The following is a 2,004-nucleotide window of genomic DNA, read 5'->3' on the forward strand; positions in this document are numbered from 1 at the left end:
CCGGATCCTCGACGATCTGTTCCGCGCCGCGCTGGCATTCGTCTCTGCCCCGCGGGCTGCGCGGTCCATGAAGCCGAATCCGATTGCCAGCCGGCCGCCGTGGCCGAGTGAGCGATGATGCAGGTGGTCACCTGTATGCGGTCCCAGGGAGGGGGCGTACCGTCAGGAGATGAACGCAAAAGTGAAGATCGAAGGGCAAAGCTCTGAACTGCTCGGCCTGACCGTCGTCCTCGCCGGCTCGCTTCCAGGGACGCTGATGACGGAGGACGCCCCGGACCGCTACACCGTCGAGGCGGTGTTCTCCCGCAAAGTGGATCGTGAGGAGGCGGCGGCGATCCACGGGGAATTGATGCGTGCGTTCCTTTCGTCGCGCGGGTATCCCGCTGTCGAGCTCCGCGTCGCGGATCGACGGTTGGAGATCGCTAACACCAATCTCGAAGAGCTACGTGATGGTCTCGCCGCAGCGCTTGCGGAGAGAGTGGCGTCCATCAGCGCGGCGATTCTTGCTCGCCGCGAGATGGCGGCACGGCGATTCCAGGATGCTTCGCAGCGTGAGCAGGTGCGGGTGGCGTCGGTGCAGGAACTGGCCGATGCGGTGTCCTTCACCTGGGAAGTCGCCGTACCGATCGTCGACGACGATCAACGAATCGACGACTGGGTCGAAGAGGGCGGTGCGGATCGCTGACTCGCGTCCCCGGGAATGAGGTCATCATGGGTGAGATACGCACGACGATCCGGACCGGCCCGCGCGACAGGGCCGTGCACGGCACCAGCGCCTTCACGGAACTCGCGCAGGAGATCCGCGCGGGTGGTTTCCTGCGCCGCCGCTACGGGTATTACTGGACGAAGCTGATCGTCGCGCCAGTCTTGTTGGGCGCGTGTCTCGCCGTGTTCGTCTGGATCGGGGAGAGCTGGTGGCAGCTTCTCGTCGCCGCGACCCTCGGAATCGTGCTCACGCAGATCGCATTCCTCGGACACGACGCGGCTCACCGACAGATCTTCGCATCAGGGAAATGGAACGACTGGGTCAGCCTGATCCTCGGTGACCTGCTGATCGGGATGAGTTATGGGTGGTGGCAGAACAAGCACACCCGACATCACGCGAACCCGAACAAGCTCGGGTCCGACCCCGACATCGAGCTTCCCGTGATCGCCGTGACCGCCGAGGCCTCCTCGAAGAACCGCAACCACATGGTGCGCTGGCTTCGAGCGCATCAAGGTGTCTTCTTCTTCCCGATCTTGCTACTCGAGGGAATATCGCTCCACGCGTCCAGCGCCAGGCGTGTCTTCGCGCGAGGCCGGTTGGAACGACGTTGGGCTGAGGCCGCCCTTCTCGGTATCCGAATGATCGGATACGTCGCCCTCGTCTTCCTCGTGCTGTCGCCCGGGATCGCCGTCGCGTTCCTCGCCGTCCAACTGGGAGTCTTCGGGTTCTACATGGGAGTCGCCTTCGCACCGAACCACAAAGGAATGCCCATCGTGCCCCGAGACTTGCGGCTCGACTTCCTGCACAGGCAAGTGATGATGAGTCGAAACATCCGCGGCAATCGATTCCTCGACGTCGCCATGGGCGGACTCAACTACCAGATCGAACACCACCTCTTCCCGTCGATGCCGCGGCCGCACCTCCGCAGCGCGGCGCCGGTCGTCGAACGCTATTGCCGCGCGCACGATGTGCCCTACACCCAGGTCCGGCTCTTCGCCTCCTATGCCATTGTGGTCCGCTACATCAACCGCGTCGGGCTCGGAGAACGCGACGTGTTCACCTGCCCGCTCCTCGAACAACGCGCACACCTCACCATCTGACTCACACGACAGAACCGCTCCCGAGCCGAGCCGACTAGCGCTTCGTCGGCGCGGTCTCAACCCCTCTGCCCACCCGGCGGCATTCGGTCTACGGTCGAGGACGATGAACACCCGTCACGCCGCCGCTGTGCTCAACCCGCTGAAGCTGCAGCGGGAACAGATTCGTCCGCTCATGGAGGAGCAAGAGCGGCTGCACGG

2 protein-coding genes are annotated in these 2,004 nt (G+C 64.3%); both read left to right on the forward strand.

Translation table 11 applies throughout. The features are described 5' to 3' along the window. The first annotated feature begins 169 nt into the window (after positions 1-169). Complete coding sequence (locus V6R91_RS36320; RefSeq protein WP_336399360.1) at positions 170-685, forward strand: hypothetical protein; 516 nt, start codon at positions 170-172, stop codon at positions 683-685. Between the two features lie 26 nt (positions 686-711). Further along, a complete protein-coding gene (locus V6R91_RS36325; RefSeq protein WP_336399361.1) occupies positions 712-1,806 on the forward strand; it encodes a fatty acid desaturase family protein in 1,095 nt (364 codons plus the stop codon). The last annotated feature ends 198 nt before the right edge of the window (positions 1,807-2,004 follow it).

It is taken from the genome of Microbacterium sp. CCNWLW41, assembly GCF_037083505.1.

Coding starts and splice junctions, on each gene's coding strand:
- V6R91_RS36320 (WP_336399360.1), top strand. CDS start 170: ATGAACGCAAAAGTGAAGATCGAAGGGCAAAGCTCTGAACTGCTCGGC.
- V6R91_RS36325 (WP_336399361.1), top strand. CDS start 712: ATGGGTGAGATACGCACGACGATCCGGACCGGCCCGCGCGACAGGGCC.